Below are 18,354 nucleotides of genomic sequence, written 5' to 3'. Positions count from 1 at the left end.
TACAACGACTGTTGTGTCCTATGTCATATTCGGCTCTCACTCTGTACTGTTTGACACGGCTGGTCTCGCCGGATGACAGGAACTGTCAGTCCGGCTGCCTCTTTCCCAGCTGACCGAGACCGGCCGCACCGCCGGACCCGTACCTCATGAAAGGTTTCAGTCGCTCGTGAAATCAAAAGGAACAAGCCTTGTCCGGGTCGGGGGACTCCGGAAGGCGGCAGCGCTGGCTGTTGGCCTCCCGCTGCTTCTCTCCTCCGTCGCAGTGGGTCCCGCTACCGCGGCGCCCACCGAAACCGGCGGAGTCGAACAGGCCAAAAACGTCAACCCGACAGACTACAAAGACGGCCGCTATATCGTGGTCCTCGCCGAGAAGGCTGCGGCGGCGTACGACGGCGGAACGGCCGGCATCGCGGCAACCAAGCCGCAACAGGGCCGCAAACTTGATCCCGGCAGCCAGAACTACAAGGCCTACGACGCGCACCTCCGCAAGGCCCAGCGGGACGTCGCGGCCAGGCAGGGCGTCGCCCCGTCCAAGCAGTTCACGGGCGCGCTCAACGGCTTCGTGGCCGAGCTCACCGCGGTGCAGGCTGCCGAGCTTGCCAAGGACAGCAACGTGCTGGTGGTGGCACCGGACGTGGAGAACGCACCGGATTACACCACCACCGACTTCCTGAAGCTCACAGGCAGCGACGGCGCCTGGGCAAAGCAGTTCGGCGGCGAATCCGGCGCCGGCAAGGGTGTGGTGGTCGGCGTGATCGACTCCGGCTACGCCCCGGACAACCCCTTCCTGCAGGGGGACCCAGTGCAGCCGCTCAAGGGCAAGGCACAGGTGGGCGTCCCGTATCCCACCGCGGACGGCAAGATCGCCATGCTCAAGTCGGACGGCACGACCTTCCAGGGCGAATGCCAGAAGGGCATCGAATCAGGGGCCTCCTTCGACGGAACCCTCTGCAACTCCAAGGTGGTCAGCGCCCGCTACTTCGCCGACTCCTTCCGTCAGTACGTGACACCCGAACACCGCGCCCCGGAGGAACTGATCTCCCCGGTGGACGTGGGCAGCCACGGCACACACACGGCCACCACCGCCGCCGGCAACGCCAACGTGGAACAGGTGATCGACGGCGCCAGCTTCGGCACGAGCTCCGGCGTTGCCCCCGCCGCCAAGGTCGCCGTCTACAAGGTCTGCTGGGAAGACGATAATCCCAACACCGGCGGCTGCTACTCCTCCGCCTCGGTCGAAGCCGTTGACGCGGCCATCAAGGACGGCGTGGATGTCCTGAACTACTCCATTTCCGGCAACACCAACAGCACGACGGATCCCGTGGCCCTGGCCTTCCTGAACGCGGCTGCCGCAGGCGTGTTCGTTTCGGCATCGGCAGGCAACTCCGGCCCCGCCGTGTCCACCGTGAACCACGCCTCGCCGTGGCTGACCACCGTCGCGGCATCGACTTTCCCCAGCGACCTGCTCGGCACGGTGAAGGTATCCGACGGCAGCATGTTCCGGGGCGCGTCCATCATGAAGTCTGAAGTCAAGGACGCAGCCGTGGTAGTGGCCGCCGACGCAGCTGCCCCGGATGCGCCTTCTGCCGCGAACCTTTGCGGCCCGGGAACGCTGGACGCCGCCAAGGTCACCGGCAAGGTGGTGGTCTGTGACCGCGGTGTTGTGGACCGGACGGCGAAGAGCCTTGAGGTCCAGGCGAAGGGCGGCGTTGGCATGATCCTGGTCAACCTGACCTCCAGCTCCGAGGACGCGGACAACCACGTCGTGCCCACCGTGCACGTCAATGCCCCCAAGAGCCTGGAACTGAAGTCCAAGCTTTCTGCCAACCCGGCGCTTACGGTGAGCCTCGTCAAGGGCGACCTCACCGGCGAGCCATTGCCGCCGGCACCCCAGGTGGCCGGCTTCTCCTCCCGAGGCCCGAGCCTGGCCTCCGGCGGGGACCTCCTGAAGCCGGACATCTCCGCTCCCGGCGTGAACGTCCTCGCGGGCGTTTCCACCATCGGCAACAACGGCGCACAGTTCGGCTTCATGTCCGGAACCTCCATGGCTGCCCCGCACATTGCGGGATTCGGAGCCCTGGTGCTCAGCAAGCAGCCCACATGGTCGCCTGCCATGGTCAAGTCCGCCATGATGACCACCGCCTACCCGCTGGTCAACGCGGACGGCACTCCGAACCGGAACCCGTTCGAGGGCGGCGCAGGGCACATTGACGCCACGCGCGTGCTGGATCCGGGGCTTGTCTACAACTCGAACATCAAGCAGTGGCTGGCCTTCCTGAACGGCCAGGGCGTGGCGACCGGAGCACCCCAGGCCGGCAGCATTGCCGCTCGCGACCTCAACCTGCCCTCCATTGCCCTGGGCAGCCTCGTGGGCGAGATCCAGGTCAAGCGCCAGCTCACCGCGCTGGTCCCGGGCAGCTACCGGCCCGCAGTGGACATGCCCGGTGTCAGTGTCCATGTGGAGCCGCAGGTGCTTAACTTCGCCAAGGCGGGGCAGACCCGTGAGGTCACCATCACCATCAAGAATGTCAGCGCTCCGGTGGGCAAGTTCACCACGGGCACGCTGACGTGGAAGGGGCCGCGCACCGTCAGCTCGCCCATTGCGGTCCGCCCGGTGGACGCCCAGATTGCGCCGTCGTTCTCCTTCAGTTCCGCTACCGGCACGGGCAGCGGAACCATGGACCTGGTCTCCGGCTCGGATTCGCCCATAGCGGTGGGTGTTGAAGGGCTTGCGCCGCTGTCCGAGACGGCCATCACCAAGACACCCGGCGCCTACGCCGCAAAGAATGACGAACACAACGCCGTCGTTAAAGTGGAGGTGCCGGCGGGCGCGACCTTCGCGCGTCTGGGCATCCAGGCCGAAACGGACGACGTCGACTGGGACATGGTGGTTTACGCACCCAACGGAAACGGAGGCCTCGTGGCAACCCAGGTGGCAACGGCATCGGCCAGCGAGTTCCTGGACCTGGAATCGCCCCGCGCAGGCACTTACTACCTCGTGGCGAACCTGTACTCCACCCCGGACAACGGGCCCACCTCCGCGCATGTCCAGGCTGCCTCGTTCCTCGGCAATTCCGGGAACCTGACTGTCACCCCGAACCCGATCGTTGCCCCCAACGGCACGGCCACCACGGCCACAGCCAACTGGACCGGCCTGGCATCGGGATCCTACCTGGGCCGGCTGAGCCTGGGGGAAAACGGGATCAGGACGTGGATCAACGTCAAGGTGGGCACCGACACGGCGCCCGCCCCGGCCGGTGCCCCGGCGGTCACCGCCGTTGACGCGGTACCGGGAACCTAGTCCGGAACACCATCAGTAAACAGCGTCACCAGGAACGTCCCGGCAGCCGCAAGGCTCCCGGGACGTTCCTGTGTTGTGGCTGGCCGGTCAGGTCTGACCGGTGGATCCGGGCGTGCCGCCGAACAGCGGGGCGAGCGATCGCCACCGCGCAATCTCACAGCCGTCGGTCAGGCTGAACCGGCTGTGGACAGGACGGCCGTGGAATGTCCCCGTAACTATGGCCACCTGCGGGCCGCCGTACTGCTGGGTGCACATCATGTCCCGCCGCCGGGGCACGAAGAACACTTCGTCGCCGAAACGCTCGACGGCGGCCAGCGCCGCAGCAGGGTCCGGCAGGGTTGACCCTTTCATTGCGGCGGCCTGTGGCACTACTCCGTGGCGCACAACAAGGCGGAACTCGTGCTCCGGGGCACCCGGCGCCTCGGTCAACCGGACGGTCAGATCCACGTCGGCGGTCATCAGCTGCCCCGGACCTGGTCGATCAGTGGTGCCAAGGCCTCGAGCAACCGCCCCCGCAGCACCTGCGCCTCCATGGAGAACGCCCGCTGGTGTTCAACGTACTCCGCCTTGCCGGCGGCCGTTTCGATCGGGATGGGCGGGTAACCCCACTCCTCGAGGTCGTACGGCGAGGCCTGCATGTCCATGGCGCGGACCCGCCAGGACAGTTCGAAGCAATCCATAACAAGTTCACTGGGCAGGGCCGGCGCCAGCTTGTACGCCCATTTATAGAGGTCCATGTTGGCGTGCAGGCACCCCGGCTGCTCCATGGCGCGCTGATTGTCCCGGCTCGGAGTGAGTTCGTTCAGGGGCGTGGCATCCGGCGTGTAGAAGCGGAAGGCGTCAAAGTGCGAGCACCGGATCCGGTTGTCCTCCACCACACGGTCAGTGCCCTGTGACCCGAGGCGCAGCTGCAGGTATTCGTGGCGCAGCTCAAACTTGTCCTGGTGGTACACCATCGCCCACTCGTGCAGGCCGAAGCAGCCAAACTGGGCAGGCCGCGATGCCGTGCCGCGCAGGATGATTTCGGCGAACTGCAGTGCCTCCTTGCGTTCGGCCAGAAAGGCTGTGAGGTCAACGGTTGCCGCGGTGGTCCCGGGAGACAGGCCAGCGGCGGCGAGGTCGCCGTCGTCGAGCATCCGGTAATACTTCCAATCGGCGCGGGCGGCGGCCCCAGCCCCCATAAGGACCACTCCGGCACCCGGGTGCCAGCGCATGAGCTGGCCCGGCTTTTGCGTGTAGTAAGTGAAGAGGAAATCCTCAACGGGGTGTTTCCTGCCGGCGGAGCGGCGGGCAAGGTAGGGGTCGGCATAGCGCCTGACCCGGGCCTGGTGGTCCGCTTCGTGCTGTTTCCAGGTGTCCGCCGGCAGCACCGTTTGCCGCCCGTGCTTCAAAATCTGCATCAGCCTAGGAAGCTCCGCCCGCGGACCCCAGGATGTCCTTGGCCGCATTCCACAGGCCGATCTCGCAGCCATCCCTGCGGGCAAAGGACGAATCCACCGGGGAATCATCCACGATCCCGGTGACGGTGGCCTCCTGCGGGCCGCCGTACTGCTGAGTGCAGGCCTGGTCCGTGCCCCGGGGTGCAGGGCTCAGCACGGCAGGGTTCTCCTTCAGCGCGGTGCAGGCCGCCGCGGCCGAGGGATGGCTGCTTTCAGCCGTCGGAACGCCGTCCTTGCATACCAGGGTGTAGTTCAGGACCGCTTCCGATTCCGACGGCTTGACCATGATGGCGAGCTCGGCGTTTCCCTTGCCCGGACCGGACGTTGCTGGCGCCGCGGTCGGCGGCGGCGAGGGGGCCGGGACAGTTGTTTCAGTGTCAGGCGACGGCGTGGCCGTGGGACCGGCGGTGCTCGAAGTGGCCGAGGGCGAAGGAGCCGGGCCGCCCCCGCCGCCCGGCGAACATGCGGCGAGACCGGCAACGGATAGCAGAACGAGTGCGTGAATCCATGCCTTACGCATTGCCGGTCCTCCTCATTTTGGTCCATTCTATCGCCGGAGGCCCACGGTGAACCCTGCCGTTCGGCCCGGGGTCCGGGCTGCGGCCGTCTGAGGAACCCGGGACTGGCGGGCGCGGAGATTAAATCTGTCCGGAAGACCTCGATTCCGCAGCCCCACTCCGGTATGTTTCTCCCATCACTGGATGTATGGCCTCACGCCCACGTTGCGCCGATGTGGACGGATACATCCGGGAGGTGGGACCGGTTTACGCCACCGGTCCGGCAACCTAGGAGGCAGTTTGTCATGACTTACCCGCCTGTCGGCTCCCGCGTTCACAGCAGGAATCCTGCCATCCGCCTCGCTGCCGTCGTCGCTTTGGGTGTTTCCCTGATGATCGGCCAGGGACTGGCGGCTCCCGCCTGGGCGGCCGCCGATCCGGTGGCGGAAGAAACGCCATCCTTGGACGCGGGCCGCTACATCGTCATGCTGAAGGACAGGCCCCTGGCGGCCTACACCGGCGGCGTCGAGGGCATTCCGGGGACCGCAGCGTCCAACGGCAGGAAGCTCGACGCGGACAGCGCTGAGTCCCGGCGCTACTCGGCACACCTGGAGTCAGAGCAGAGCAGGCTGGCCGCGGCGGAAGGCGTGGCCATCGACGACAGTTACACGCTGGCGGTGAACGGCTTCAGTGCGGAGCTGACCGCGGAGCAGGCAAACGCACTAACCAAGGACGGAATCGTCCTTGCTGTCGTTAAGGACAGCCAGTACAAAATCGACTACTCGAGCACCGAATTCCTGGGCCTGCCGGGTCCCGGGGGAGTCTGGGCCGAACAGTTTGGCGGCGACGCCAACGCGGGCAAGGGCACGGTGGTGGGCGTACTCGATACGGGCTACACGCCGGGCAATCCCTTCTTTGCCGGAGAGCAGGTGAAGCCGCTGTCCGGAGCCCCTCACGTGGGCGAACCGTACCTGTCGGCCGGAAACCAGATCACCATGCTGAAGGCGGACGGAAGCACATTCGCAGGCGTCTGTCAGGCGGGCGACCAATTCGCCGGAACAGAATGCAACAGCAAGGTCATTGGTGCCCGCTACTACGATGCAGCGTTCAAGGCCGCCGTCCCTCCGGGCCTGCGCTCGCCGAAGGAAACGTACTCGCCCGTGGACATCAACAACCACGGTTCCCATACCGCCAGCACCGCAGCGGGCAACAGCGATGTCAGCCAGGCAGTGGGCGGCAGGGACTTCGGCAAGGGATCGGGTGTTGCTCCCGCGGCGAAGCTCGCCATCTACAAGGTCTGCTGGGAGGGTGTCAGCCCGGCAACCACCGGCTGTTTCGCTTCCAGCGGCGTGGAGGCCATCGAGGATGCCATCAGGGACGGCGTCGACGTCCTGAGCTACTCCATCTCCGGCACCAACAACTCGACGGTGGACCCGGTGTCCGTCGCCTTCCTGAATGCCGCGGCGGCAGGAATCTTCGTGGCCGCGTCGGCCGGCAATTCCGGCCCGGCGGCCAGTACCGTGAACCATGCCGCTCCCTGGATGACCAGCGTGGCGGCCTCCACCCACAGCAGCAGCCTCCGCGGCGCGGTGGAGTTGTCCAGCGGCGAGAAGTTCGCCGGTGCCAGCATCATGTCCACTGAAGTCGCGAACGCGCCCATCGCGCTCGCCGCGACTCTCAAGACGGCAGACGCCGTCGATGCCAACGCAGCCCTGTGCGCGCCCGGCACCCTGGACCCGGCCAAAACCGCCGGCAAGATCGTGGTCTGCGACCGCGGTGTGGTGGACCGGACGGCCAAGAGCATGACCGTGGCCCAGGCGGGCGGCGTAGGCATGGTCCTGGTCAACCTGACGCCCAATTCACTGGACGTGGACCTGCACAGCGTTCCAACGGTCCACCTCGACGACCCCGCCATTAAGGACGCGGTGGGGGCGGACGCGGCGTTGACGGCGAGCCTCGTGGCCACGGACACTACCGGCTTGGACCCGCCACCGGTCCCGCAGATCGCAGGGTTCTCCTCCCGCGGGCCCACCCTCGCAGCCAACGGCGACCTCCTGAAACCGGACATTGCAGCTCCGGGGGTAGGCGTGCTGGCGGCTGTCTCGCCTGCCGGCCACGACGGTGGCCAGAACTTCGGGTTCCTGTCCGGAACCTCCATGGCAGCGCCGCATATTGCCGGATTCGGGGCACTGTTGCTGGGCAAGTACCCCTTGTGGTCCGCGGCGACGGTGAAATCAGCGATGATGACCACGGCCTATGATCTGGTGGATGCCGAAGGAACCCCGGTCCACGACGTCTTCGCCCAAGGCGCCGGACAGATCGATCCGGCCCGGATCGCAATGCCCGGGCTGGTGTACGACGCGGGCCCGAGCGACTGGCTGGGTTTCCTGCAGGGTCAGGGCTATCAGCTGGGCGTTGCTCCGGTGGCCGCCAAGGACGTCAACCTGCCGTCCATCGCCCTCGGCGGCCTCACCGGCACCGAAACCGTCACCAGGACGGTGACGGCGTTGACGGCCGGAAGCTACCGTGCGGAAGTCGATGTTTCCGGGATCACGGCTGAGGTGACGCCGGACGTGCTGACCCTGGCAGAAGGGGAGAAAGCCACGTTCACGGTGCAGTTCACGAACTCCGGTGCCGCGCTCGACGCCTTTGTTGGCGGCTCACTTACCTGGAGCTCGGATGCGGCCACCGTCCGCTCACCGGTTGCGGTCCGTTCGGTGACGGCGGTTGCACCGGCCGTCGTCAACGCCTCGTCCGCCGGCGGAAGCGGCAGCATCGTCATTCCGGTAACGTCCGGAAGTCCGGAGCCCATCGATGTGACCGTGAAGGGCCTTGCCAAGGCGAATTCGACGGCGATCAGCCTGGTTCCCGGGCCGTATACCGGTGTCAAGGACGCCGCGAACGACGTGCAGATCGTGAACGTGCCGGCAGGTTCTTCCCTGGCGAGGTTTGCGGTCACCTCCGCCAACCCGGCAGCGGACTTCGACCTTTACGTGGTTTCGCCTGCCGGCCTGCTCTATCCGGGGGCTACGCCTGCAGCCAACGAGGCAGTCTCCATCCCCGATCCGGTGGCGGGCGACTGGAAGGTGACCACCAACCTGTTCGCCAGCCCCGGCGGCGCAGCAACGGCAGCTTCGGTTGAAGCGATGATTCTCGCCGGCGATGCCGGTAACCTCACGGTCAGTCCCAACCCGCTCTCTATTGAAAACGGCGCCACCGGCGAGCTCACTGCCAGCTGGACCGGACTAGCGGCGGGCAACTGGGTGGGCCTGATCAAATACGGTACGGGACCGTCCACCCAACTGAACGTGTCCGTGCCGGCGCCGTGAGTGGTGCAGTGAGTCCCTGCCACGGGGTCACTGCGGGTCCGGGCTAGGCGCCGGCGGCGTCCCGTCCGGCGGCATCGCGTTCGGCCGCGGCCTTGGTGGCAGCGATCAGGTCAGTCATTGCCTGGTGGAGTGCGCCCACCTGGTCGCGGGTCAGGCCAAGGCGCTCCATCATGGTGCCCGGAACCGCCGTGGCCCGCTGCCGGAGCGCTGCGCCGCTCGGGGTGAGCCCGACGGCAAGGGCCCGCTCGTTTCCGGCAGCGCGGCCGCGGGTGATGTAGCCGGCCGCTTCGAGGCGGCGCAACAGCGGCGAGATGGTGGCCGGCTCCTGGGCCAGTGCATCGCTGATGTCCCGGACCGAGCGCGGGCTGGACTCCCAAAGGCAGAGCATCACAAGGTACTGCGGGTGCGTCAGCCCGAGGGTGTCCAGCACCGGCTTGTAGGCGCCCACGACGCTGCGGGACGCAACCGTCAGGGCGAAGCAGAGCTGGTGTTCCAGCAGGAGGTCTTCGTCAGACGCTTCGATGGCCGCAGCCGAGCGCTGATTCATCGTCTTCTCCTCAATCGTTAGTGGGCTAATGATTAGCGTACACTGGATTGGACGAGACCGTTCTGAAGGGAATCCACCATGGCCAACAAGGAAAACGCCGCCCAAAGGTTCATGCGCGCAACAGGCAAGCTCCGGGCCATCTTCGGGCCGGCCAACCGCAGTTCCTTGGGCCATGAGATGACCGACGAGAATAAGGCCCTCCTTGCCCGGCGCGAAGCGGAGACCCAGCAGTGGGAAACCATGCGCAGGCCGGATGGCAGCACTTACGTGGTGCCCAGGAACCCGGACGACAAGTCCCTGCGCTAGGCCGGAGACGGCCCTGCCGCCCGGGGCCTTTTTCACTTCCCGGGCGTAAAATATGGGCACAGGTACCAACCGGCCAATGCATCGCTGCTTGACCCGAAAAAGGGAAAGGGGGTGGGAATTGTGGCAAAGGCGATACAGCGCTTCATGAGCAAGACCGACAAGCTGCGGTTCTTCTTCGGGCCCGCCACGCGGGGTGATCCGACCGTGCCCGTTGTTCACAGGCACGACGACTTTGAGGCCGCTTCCGAAGAGGACCTGGCCCACTTCGAAGTGGAGACGGATTCCGAGGGACACCACTACGCGGTCCGCAAGGAAGACATTAAATAGCCTGTTGCAGTGGAAGGAACGGCAAAACAGGAAAGGCACAGCGGCTTAGGCCACTGTGCCTTTCTCTATGAAGCTGTGCAGTTCCTGCAGCGACGTCCCGGGTGGGCCGGCCTTAGCGGCCGGTGCCGCCGTAAACCGTTGCTTCGTCTTCGCTGTCCAGGTCGAAGGCCCTGTGGATTGCCCGGACTGCGTCATCGAGCAGGTCGGCGTGCGTTACGACCGAGATGCGGATTTCGGAGGTCGAGATCATGTTGATGTTGATGCCGGCGTCGGAAAGTGCCTTGAAGAAGGTGGCCGAGACGCCCGGGTGCGAGCGCATGCCCGCCCCGATCAGCGAGAGCTTGCCGATCTGCTCGTTGTACTCGATGCTTTCAAAGCCGATTTCGGGCTGGGCCGCACGGAGGGCAGCGAGGGCGTCCGCACCTTCCACGATGGGGAGCGTGAAGGAGATGTCCGTCCGGCCCGTGCCGTGAGTGGAAACGTTCTGCACGATCATGTCGATGTTGGAGTGTGCGTCGGCGATGACCTGGAAGATCGCTGCGGCCTTGCCCGGAATGTCGGGCACACCCACAACCGTGACCTTGGCTTCGGAACGGTCGTGCGCAACGCCGGAGATGATTGGCTGCTCCAAGGCAACTCCCTCTTGAGTCGTAATCTTGTCGTCGGCTCCGGGCATGACCCAGGTGCCTTCGTTCTGGCTGAATGATGAACGCACGTGCAGCGGCACGCCGAAGCGCCGCGCGTATTCCACGCAGCGCAGGTGCAGGATCTTGGCGCCGGACGCAGCCAGTTCCAGCATTTCTTCGCTGGAGATGCGGTCGATCTTCTGGGCGGAGGGCACCACGCGGGGATCCGCCGTGTAAATACCGTCCACATCCGTGTAGATCTCGCAGACGTCGGCGTCAAGGGCGGCGGCCAGGGCCACCGCAGTGGTATCGGATCCGCCACGGCCCAGGGTGGTGATCTCGTTGGTGGTGCGGCTCATGCCCTGGAAGCCGGCAACGATGGCGATGTGTCCCTTGTCGAGTGCGGTGCGGATCCGGTGGGGATCGACGTCGATAATGCGCGCCTTGCCGTGAATGCCGTCGGTGATCATGCCCGCCTGGGAGCCCGTGAAGGACTGGGCTGAAGCGCCGAGCTTGTTGATGGCCATGGCTACCAGGGCCATGGAGATCCGCTCACCCGAGGACAGGAGCATATCCATCTCACGCGCGGGGGCAGAGTCGGTGACCTGGGCGGCGAGGTCCAGCAGTTCGTCGGTGGTGTCGCCCATTGCGGAGACCACCACAACCACTTCGTTTCCCGCCCTTTGGGCGTCGACGACGCGCTTGGCGACCCGTTTGATGCCGTCCGCGTCGGAAACGGAGGAGCCGCCGAACTTCTGCACGATGAGCTGCTTGGTGCGGGCAGTAGCGACGGGCAGCACGTAGGGCTGGTTCTCTGTCTTCACTTCGGTAGTGGGCATACTCATGCGCGCACCCTCACTGCATCAAATCGGGGTTCCGGGGCCAAGCAACCAAAACGGCGCGACGGCGTAACTGATGTGCCCAGTTTATCGCCGGGAACCGCGCGGCGCTGAATTGTGACCGCATGGTGGCCTCCCGTTAGTCATCTCGGGCTAGTCACTGCCGGCAAGGGTCCATGCCGTCCGGTCCAGGCGGTATCGCCAGGATGCCAGCGCTTTGCCGTGTGTGTCCTGGCTGGCCGTGAAGTAGTGATCCCGGGCGAACCCCAGACCTTCGAGGAGGCGCCGTGAGGCAGTGTTGGGTTCGTAGACCCCCGCGTAGACGGTGTGGGTTCCGCGTTCAGTAAAGAGCCAGCGGACAAGAGCTCCGGCGGCCTCGCGGCCGTATCCATTGCCGTGATAGTCGGGGTGGAGCAGGTAGCCGAGGCTGGCGCAGCGGGCCGGCAGGCTACCCGGCAGCGGTGGTTCGGCTGTGTTCCACGTGCGGCCATCGCCGATTACCACGCCCGTTGAGCGGAGAACCACTGCCCAGCCAAAGTGGAACCACTCGGGTGTTGAGCGTTCCGCGCGGCTCAGCAGATCAGCGAGGAGCCGGTCCGTTTGTCCCGCGGTCAGTGGCTGGTGCGAGAGGTAGCGGACGGCATCTGCGTCTCCACGGAATCCCCGCAGTGCGGCGGCGTCGGCCTGCGCCAGAAGGCGCAGTTCCAAGCGTTGCGTGATGATGGAGGCGGGCGGTTCCATGGATTGCCGTCGGTGCCCGGTCAGCTCAGGGCGTTGCGGCGGCCCTCGAACGCGCGCCCCAGGGTGACCTCGTCCGCGTATTCCAGGTCGCCGCCCACCGGCAGCCCCGAGGCAAGCCTGGTGACCGTGATGCCGATGGACTTAAGCATCCTGGCCAGATAAGTGGCCGTGGCTTCACCCTCGAGGTTGGGGTCCGTGGCGATGATGATTTCCTGGATGGCACCGTCGTTCAGCCGGGTAAGGAGCTCCCTGATCCGCAGCTGCTCGGGGCCCACGCCGGCGATGGGGTTAATCGCCCCGCCCAGGACGTGGTAGCGGCCACGGAAGGAACGGGTGCGCTCCACTGCCAGGACGTCCTTGGATTCCTCCACAACGCAAATGACTGAGGGGTCACGGCGCGGGTCGCGGCAGATGTTGCACAGTTCCTGCTCCGTGACGTTGCCGCACACCGTGCAGAACTTCACGCGCTCCTTCACGGTGGTGATGGCCTCGACAAGCCGCTTCATGTCCTGCGGGTCCGCCTCGAGGATATGGAACGCCAGCCGCTGGGCGGACTTGGGCCCCACGCCGGGAAGGCGGCCAAGCTCGTCGATCAGCTCTTGAACTGCACCTTCGTACACAATGTCCTCGTTCGTTTGAATCGTTTGTTGGGTTCGTAGATCGATGGGCCGGCGGACGCAGGCGCGCCGTTCCCTGCCGGGAACCCGGGAGGGTCAGCCCGCTGCGACGGAGTCCCGTTAGTGGCTGTCCGGGTCAAGGGTGCTTTTCCGGCGGGGCAGGCTAGAAGCGGGGTGCGATCGGGCTCCCGTCCAAGGACCGTTCCTCCACCAGCTTTCCGCCCAGAATACGCTCGACGGCGGCGCGTCCAAAGACGTTCGATTCCTCAATCGTTTCGTCGTCCGGACTGGGTGTGTCCTGGACGTACGTCTTGACGGCCTCGGCCTGTCGCGCGGGGGCTTTGGCCCGGCCGGCTTCGGCCTCGGGGCTGTTGGACAGCCGCTGGTACAGGCTCTGCTTCACTGTCCCGCCGGGAGCGGCTGCCGGGGCAGCGGCAGGCTGGGCCTGCGGTGATGCGTAAGCCGCAGGTGCAGGTGACGCAATGCTCCTGACGTCCGGGCCGGACATTGCCGGCGACGGGTCCGCTGCCGTGGCAGGACCATACTGCGCGGACGTTGCCCAGCCTGCGCCAGCGGAACTGCCGGCACCGGAGAGTGCACCCACTGGCTGCCGGACTTCGGCCGGGTGCGGGGTATCACCGGTGTGGAGGGCGGGGGCTTCCCGCGTCTCCACGGACCGGGGGAGCTGTGCCGCCGCCGGCTCGTAGTGCGGCGCCTGGGGCTCGGGAACCACAGGCAGGCCTGCTCGGTCCGGATCTTCCACGGACTTGCCAACGTTCGACTCCGCACCCACGGTCCAGACACCGGGCGCATCTTCCGTGGCGCGGGACCATGGATCGTCGTTGGCGGTAACGCCTGCGGCCCGCGAAGAGCCGGCGGAAGCGGGGATGCCGGCCGGCTGGTCGGACGAGACACGGCTTGCCGGTGCCGGACGGTCCGGTGCCGGACGAGCCGGTGCGCCGGAAGAGGCAGCAGCTGCCTGGATCGGCCGTGACTGCGCAGGAACGGACGGAGTCCAGTCCATCGGAGGCTCTTCATCCAGCGGGGGAGCATCTTCGTCCAGCGGCGGCCCCCAGTCGTCGTCCGGGTAGCTGTAGGAACCGGACGCGTCGTCGTGCTGCCGCGGCGCCGGCGGCGCTTGCGGGGCTTGCGCGGGCTCAGCTTGCACGGCCTTCCGCCCAGCGTCAGCACCGGCGGCGGCAGCGGTGGCCGTGTGTGCCGCGTCGGCGGCCTGGACAGGCATGGCGTCCGTGTCTGGACGCTCGGCCGGGGTGGCCACGGTGGCGGCGGCGGCCGCCGTGGTAGCGGCCGGGTGTGCACCCGCCGGGCTCACGTCGGGATCTGCGACCGTTGCGGCGGACGCAGGGGCAAGGCCCCAGGCAACGTCAGCGGGCGTCGCCGGGGTTTCCGGGCTAGCGGCCTTCGCCGGCGCTGGCGGGCCAGCGCGCGTCTCCGGCGACGCCGGGCTAGCCGGTGCTTTTGGGTTTGGCTCAGAGCTCACTGAGCTGCTGGCGCCGCCGGACACTGCATGGATCTGGCAGTCAATACCCACGGTCTTGTGGATTGCCTGCCGAAGATTTTCCGAGTGGTCGGCCCGGCCGAAAGCGCCAGCCAGTCCGGAGGTGGTGAACGCCAGGGTGAGCACCTGGCCGTCGAACTGGCCCACCTGGGCATTCGGTTCCACGAGCGCCCACGTGCTGCGCTTGATCTTGCTTAGCGTTTGCAGGACCTCGGGCCAGGCACGGCGGAGCACTTCGACGTCACCGCCGGCATTCGGCGCCGGAACGTTGCGCTCCGACGCCGGCTGGCCCGCTTCGGGCCGCTGGGCTGTCCGCGCTGCCGCTACGGGTTCGACGGGAGCCGGCGTTGCGGGTTCCGATCCGGCGGCAGGTGCCGCCGGAGCCTGCGGACCGGCAGGCTGCGGGGCGGCAGTCTGCTGGCCGGCCGGACGCGACGGGGCAGAGCCGGACGCACCCCGGGTCGCCGGCTGTGACTCGTCGACCGGCCAATCGGTGGTGGAGACGCGCGGCGGAGTGAGGGATTCGCGGGCGGGAGCTTCGGGAGCGGGAGCCGCGGGCTGCTGTGGCGCGGTGGGTTGTGTTGCGGATGGCTGCTGCGCGGGTGCTGCGGGAACCGGAGCCGCTGCCGGGGACGCGGCCGGAGCCGCCACGGGAACCGGAGCCGCTGCCGGTGCGGAAGGCGCCGCTGCAGCAGCGGCGGGAGTTCCGACGTCGTTCCCGCCGTAATTCAGGCGCCGCTCCACGCGGTCGATCCGGGCGGCGATGCCGCGTTCGGTCTGTTCGGACGTGGGAAGGAGGATGCGGGCGCAGAGCAGCTCAAGGTGGAGCCTCGGCGACGTTGCCCCCGTCATCTCGGTGAGGGCCGTGTTGGTCACGTCCGCCGCCCGGCTCAGCTCGGCTGCGCCAAGGTTGTGGGCCTGGTTTTGCAGGCGGGCTATCTGGTCGGCCGGCATCCCGCGCAGGATGGACTGGGCGCTCTCCGGCATCGCCTGGACGATGATGAGGTCGCGGAAGCGCTCCAGGAGATCCTCCACGAAGCGTCGCGGATCGTGGCCCGTCTGGATCACCCGGTCCACCGCCCGGAAGACGGTGGCGGCATCCGACGCCGCCACGGCTTCAACGACGTCGTCCAGCAGGGACGCGTGGGTGTAGCCCAGCAGTGCGACGGCGAGCTCGTAGTCCAGTCCGGTGGGACCGGCGCCCGCCATGAGCTGGTCCAGGACCGAGAGCGAGTCCCGGACGGAGCCGCCGCCGGCCCGGATGACCAGGGACAGCACTCCGGGTGCCACCGGAACGTTTTCCTGGTTGCAGAGCAGCTCAAGGTAGGCCATGAGGGGCTCGGGCGGGACAAGCCGGAACGGGTAGTGATGGGTCCGGGAACGGATGGTGCCGATCACCTTGTCCGGCTCCGTGGTGGCGAAGATGAACTTGATGTGTTCCGGCGGCTCTTCCACGATCTTGAGCAGGGCGTTGAAGCCCGCCGAGGTGACCATGTGGGCTTCGTCGATGATGAAGATCTTGTACCGGTCCCGGACGGGAGCGTACGTGGCGCGTTCGCGGAGGTCCCGGGCGTCATCCACGCCGCCGTGGCTCGCGGCGTCGATCTCGATCACATCGAGGGAGCCGGAGCCGCCGCGTGCAAGCTCGACGCAGCTGGGGCACTTGCCGCAGGGAGTGTCGGTGGGGCCCTCGGCACAGTTGAGGCAGCGGGCCAGGATGCGGGCCGAAGTGGTCTTTCCGCAACCGCGGGGACCGGAAAACAGGTAGGCGTGGTTGACGCGGTTCTTTCGCAGCGCCGTCATCAACGGCTCCGTGACGTGTTCCTGCCCGATAACGTCAGCAAAGGAATCTGGACGGTATCTGCGGTAAAGGGCGGTTGTAACACTCACAGAGAAAACCCTACCAATCCGGGCTGACAGTTTGCCGCCCTGTGGGGGAATAGTAAAGACCCCCCATGCACCCGCCAGAGCCCATTTACCCTTGCTACCTTCCGGTCCTGGGGGAGTTCAACAGGATGACGCCACATGAGGGGCCGTCAATGAGTTTACCCGATGATTTCGTGTGCCCCGAATCGGCAGCCGGCGGCCCGTTTAGGGCACGCTCGACTACGCTTCGCGGCCGTCCAATGGCGGCGGGGACAGGCGGTGTCCGTCGACTGCCCAGCTCATCAGAGCGGGCTCCTCGTAAGGGTGGGCGGCGCGAAGCGCGGCCACCACGGACTCGAGCACTTCTTCCTCAACGACGCATTCGATCCTTACCTCCGGCAGCTGTTCGCTGCGGCCTTCCGAACCGATGAACGGCCGGGATCCGGCGAGGGGCGTGAACCGGCCGGTGCCTGGGGCTGTGAAGGCGCAGTGCGAATAGTTGCCGATCCGTCCGGCGCCCGCGTCACCCACGGCGGCCAGTACAGCCTCCGCGTGGTCCGCGGGAACATAGGTCACCAGGGCGTGAAGTTGCGTCATGTGCCCATTTTGGCAGTACTTCGGCAAGCGGGTCAGGCAGGCGATTAGCGGCACAAGACGGTAACGGTCCGCCGATAACGGCGAGGAACCCCTTGCTTATCACCGGTACAAAGCGGACCATGGATATGTACACCGATTGGGGCAATCTCAAGTTGAACTCAAGGTTGTGAGCTGCAGGGCCTGGCGCGAGGGCCGGACCCGGCAGCTCAACGGTGTTCCGGAAGAGTGGGCGCATTGGGGGCGTCCATTTTTACGTTAAGGACACTTTCGGCCGCCGGATCTGGCCGCAAATGCGCGGTCCGGGGACGGCCCCTGAATGTGCTGCCGTAACGCTCGGTTAGGCCCAATTGGGTGATGCCGAAAAGTTCAGGTATTCTAGTATCTGCTTTTGATTCAGAAGCTACTGGAGAATTCGCCTAGCGGCCTATGGCGCACGCCTGGAACGCGTGTTGGGTTAACGCCCTCGGGGGTTCAAATCCCCCATTCTCCGCGTTTGGCCCCGGTCCTCGGACCGGGGCCTTTTTGCGTCCTAAGGACCTAGGCCGCAAATCCAAGGCGGCGCAGGCGTCGCCGTGCAGCCTGCTCACTCGGGCCGACCCTGCCGCCGCGACCGGCACCGCCAAGCGCCAATTGGACGACGCCGAGAGTCACTTTGGTGCCAAACCGCACCGGCAGCGGCAAAGGCCCCAGCCGTGGCGGACGGAGTCCCAGTATGTCCCGGTATTTCGGTTCGAGGCTGGAAACAGCTGCGGCAAACAGCATCCGGTAGCCGGGGCGCAGTGAGGGATGAAGCGGCGGGTTGCGGATGAAGGCCACAATTTCGGCCACCCTTTCGTCGGAGCGCAGGTCGCCGTCGTCGTACCACTTGTCCAGCTGTTGCCGCATTTCCGGCTCGCTCAGCGGCGGTGAGTCCACGCCCATCAGCAGTCCGGCGTGCGCCCACTCGCGGACGTAGGCATCCGGGCCGCCCGGGATGGGGCGCCCCCAGATCTTGTGGGCGGAGAGGAATGCGTCGGTGAACGCGATGTGCACCCAACGGAGCAGCTCGGGATCGTTGGCTGCGTAGCTTCTTTTGACACCGTGAGCGTCCACGTACTCGCCCCGCACCGATTCATGCAGCCGCAGGACCCAGCCGGATGCTGTACGCGCCGCGGACGTGGAACCGTAGGACACGGTGAAGATCCAGCGGATGGTTCCGGCAAGCCGCCCCAGCGGATCCTCCCGGAACCGTGAATGGTCGTGCACGCCGGCAAGGGCGCCGGGGTGGAGTGCCTGCATCAAGAGCGCACGGATTCCCGCCACAATAGTGGTCATTGACCCGTGTACCGCCCAGACTGCGGACCCCGGGAGGTGATAACCGGCGTCGTCACCCTCTTCGAGCAGGGGAACCCAGCCCGGCACGGCCCCCCGTGATCCTGTGAATGTTTGCCTAAGCTCGGCCCGCCACTCCCTGAGGACATTGCGCATGGTCCATTGTCGCGCACTCTGCCGCGGGCCGCCGCCGGAGGAACATCCGGCCGAGGGAGTTTCCAGTTCCGGGACCCGGTGGCTGTGAGCCAGCTGGGAATTTTGGCGTGAAAGGGCGGAATCCCGCGGGAGTCTATCAAGGTGCTCCGTGATGGGGGTTCACAGAGGCGGTGGGCTGTGGTCCCATAGGATTCGTAAGTCCGTCGAGATTGGGGTCTGGCGGGCCTATCGCAGGAGTCAGCACGTGGGAAATCACTGGGGATACGGACGCGACGAACATCCAGGCAGGCCCTGCCTAACCGCTGCGCGCATACTTGGCGTTTGCGCTGTTTCAAC

The 18,354-nt window shown here is 66.5% G+C and carries 14 protein-coding genes, 1 tRNA gene and 1 other RNA gene; 5 read left to right on the top strand and 11 right to left on the bottom strand.

Annotated elements, in window-relative coordinates; translation table 11 throughout:
• Positions 1-166 precede the first annotated feature (166 nt).
• Positions 167-3,301, top strand: coding sequence for a S8 family serine peptidase (locus tag JOE31_RS20045; protein WP_209747575.1), 3,135 nt, complete (start codon positions 167-169; stop codon positions 3,299-3,301).
• A gap of 87 nt (positions 3,302-3,388) precedes the next feature.
• Here JOE31_RS20045 and JOE31_RS20040 read toward each other — a convergent pair whose 3' ends face one another.
• Genes JOE31_RS20040 through JOE31_RS20030 form a run of 3 tightly spaced genes read right to left on the bottom strand, consistent with a single transcriptional unit; the run spans position 3,389 to position 5,260 of the window.
• The gene (locus JOE31_RS20040) at positions 3,389-3,760 is read right to left on the bottom strand and encodes a serine protease inhibitor (RefSeq protein ID WP_209747573.1); all 372 of its coding nucleotides are present in this window, start codon (positions 3,758-3,760) and stop codon (positions 3,389-3,391) included.
• The gene (locus JOE31_RS20035) at positions 3,760-4,701 is read right to left on the bottom strand and encodes a 3-methyladenine DNA glycosylase (RefSeq protein WP_209747571.1); all 942 of its coding nucleotides are present in this window, start codon (positions 4,699-4,701) and stop codon (positions 3,760-3,762) included. The genes JOE31_RS20040 and JOE31_RS20035 overlap by 1 nt, the downstream gene beginning before the upstream one ends.
• 4 nt (positions 4,702-4,705) lie before the next feature.
• Positions 4,706-5,260, bottom strand: a complete 555-nt coding sequence (locus JOE31_RS20030; protein ID WP_209747569.1) for an SSI family serine proteinase inhibitor — start codon at positions 5,258-5,260, stop codon at positions 4,706-4,708.
• A 282-nt stretch (positions 5,261-5,542) separates the two neighbouring features.
• Between JOE31_RS20030 and JOE31_RS20025 the strand changes: the two genes are divergently transcribed.
• Positions 5,543-8,566 (top strand): S8 family serine peptidase, encoded by a 3,024-nt coding sequence (locus JOE31_RS20025; protein ID WP_209747567.1) that lies wholly within the window; start codon positions 5,543-5,545, stop codon positions 8,564-8,566.
• A gap of 43 nt (positions 8,567-8,609) precedes the next feature.
• On the opposite strand, the gene JOE31_RS20020 is transcribed toward JOE31_RS20025, so the two are convergent.
• Positions 8,610-9,113, bottom strand: a complete 504-nt coding sequence (locus tag JOE31_RS20020; RefSeq protein WP_209747566.1) for a MarR family winged helix-turn-helix transcriptional regulator — start codon at positions 9,111-9,113, stop codon at positions 8,610-8,612.
• A 78-nt stretch (positions 9,114-9,191) separates the two neighbouring features.
• Here JOE31_RS20020 and JOE31_RS20015 point away from each other — a divergent pair, with 78 nt between their 5' ends.
• Positions 9,192-9,419: a hypothetical protein gene (locus tag JOE31_RS20015; RefSeq protein ID WP_209747564.1), complete on the top strand. Its 228-nt coding sequence runs from the start codon at positions 9,192-9,194 to the stop codon at positions 9,417-9,419.
• 144 nt (positions 9,420-9,563) lie between these two features.
• Positions 9,564-9,746 (top strand): hypothetical protein, encoded by a 183-nt coding sequence (locus JOE31_RS20010; protein ID WP_209747562.1) that lies wholly within the window; start codon positions 9,564-9,566, stop codon positions 9,744-9,746.
• A gap of 112 nt (positions 9,747-9,858) precedes the next feature.
• On the opposite strand, the gene JOE31_RS20005 is transcribed toward JOE31_RS20010, so the two are convergent.
• From JOE31_RS20005 to JOE31_RS19980, 6 genes are all read right to left on the bottom strand, one after another.
• Entirely contained in the window at positions 9,859-11,217 is a 1,359-nt protein-coding gene (locus tag JOE31_RS20005) for an aspartate kinase (RefSeq protein ID WP_209747560.1), read from the bottom strand.
• 147 nt (positions 11,218-11,364) lie between these two features.
• On the bottom strand, positions 11,365-11,952 hold the full coding sequence (locus JOE31_RS20000) for a GNAT family N-acetyltransferase (RefSeq protein WP_209747558.1): 588 nt from the start codon (positions 11,950-11,952) through the stop codon (positions 11,365-11,367).
• 20 nt (positions 11,953-11,972) lie between these two features.
• Positions 11,973-12,572: a recombination mediator RecR gene (gene recR / locus JOE31_RS19995; RefSeq protein ID WP_028272227.1), complete on the bottom strand. Its 600-nt coding sequence runs from the start codon at positions 12,570-12,572 to the stop codon at positions 11,973-11,975.
• 160 nt (positions 12,573-12,732) lie between these two features.
• Complete coding sequence (locus JOE31_RS19990; RefSeq protein ID WP_209747556.1) at positions 12,733-15,978, bottom strand: DNA polymerase III subunit gamma and tau; 3,246 nt, start codon at positions 15,976-15,978, stop codon at positions 12,733-12,735.
• 51 nt (positions 15,979-16,029) lie between these two features.
• An RNA gene (gene ffs, locus JOE31_RS19985) (signal recognition particle sRNA small type) lies at positions 16,030-16,126 on the bottom strand.
• Positions 16,127-16,194: 68 nt separating this feature from the next.
• Positions 16,195-16,551, bottom strand: a complete 357-nt coding sequence (locus tag JOE31_RS19980; protein WP_209747554.1) for a hypothetical protein — start codon at positions 16,549-16,551, stop codon at positions 16,195-16,197.
• Positions 16,552-16,956: 405 nt separating this feature from the next.
• Between JOE31_RS19980 and JOE31_RS19975 the strand changes: the two genes are divergently transcribed.
• Positions 16,957-17,041, top strand: a tRNA-Ser gene (locus JOE31_RS19975).
• A gap of 47 nt (positions 17,042-17,088) precedes the next feature.
• On the opposite strand, the gene JOE31_RS19970 is transcribed toward JOE31_RS19975, so the two are convergent.
• Positions 17,089-18,018, bottom strand: a complete 930-nt coding sequence (locus JOE31_RS19970) for an oxygenase MpaB family protein (protein ID WP_209747553.1) — start codon at positions 18,016-18,018, stop codon at positions 17,089-17,091.
• Positions 18,019-18,354: the final 336 nt, after the last annotated feature.

The sequence above is a fragment of the Arthrobacter sp. PvP023 genome (assembly GCF_017832975.1).
Taxonomy (GTDB): Bacteria; Actinomycetota; Actinomycetes; order Actinomycetales; family Micrococcaceae; genus Arthrobacter.
This window is presented reverse-complemented; position numbering and strand designations above follow the sequence as displayed.